Genomic DNA, 651 nt, shown 5'->3' with positions numbered 1-651 from the left:
GACGCGGGCATCATCAGGCACGTCCTTCAGCACGGTGACCGGGAAGAAATAGCCAGGTCTTGCCATGCGGTCGCCGCCAGCGATGACCTTTGCACCCTTGGAGCGTGCGTCTGAAACGAAACCTTCCAGGGCTTCTATGCGACGGTGATTTGCGACAGATCCCATTTCGGTGCTGCTGTCCATGCCGTTGCCTACAATGATGGCCTTGGCCCGTTCAGCAAAGGCGGCGCTGAATTGCTCGAAAATCGCCTCCTGGACGAAGAAACGCGTCGGCGATGTGCAGACTTGCCCGGCGTTACGCGCCTTTCGGACTGCGGATGTGACACCGGCAAAGTTCGGGTCGATGTCATCACAGACAATGACCGGGGCATGTCCCCCAAGCTCCATCAGAACCGGGGTCATGGTCTGGGTTGCAAGCTGGGTCAAATGCTTGCCGACGGCAGTCGATCCGGTAAAGGCGACAAGTCGGGTCTGCTCTTGCGGAATAATATAGGAAGAGATGTCTGCGGGCACGCCAAAGACCAGGTTGAGGACACCGGCAGGCAGCCCCGCGTCGTGAAACGCGCGGGCGATATGCAAGGCACCAGCGGGTGTTTCTTCCGCTGCCTTCAGGATGATCGAGCAGCCTGCCGCAAGCGCGCCTGCAATCTT

At 59.4% G+C, this 651-nt stretch carries 1 protein-coding gene; it reads right to left on the bottom strand.

The window, feature by feature from the left end; translation table 11 throughout:
- On the bottom strand, positions 1-651 hold a 651-nt coding region (locus IPF36_RS34215; protein WP_195432361.1), incomplete at both ends, for an aldehyde dehydrogenase family protein.

Origin of the sequence: Cupriavidus sp. IK-TO18 (assembly GCF_015549295.1) — a bacterium.
Classification (GTDB): Bacteria; Pseudomonadota; Gammaproteobacteria; order Burkholderiales; family Burkholderiaceae; genus Cupriavidus; species Cupriavidus oxalaticus_A.
The sequence above is the reverse complement of the archived record's forward strand: the minus strand, read 5'-3'. Positions and strand labels throughout refer to the sequence as shown.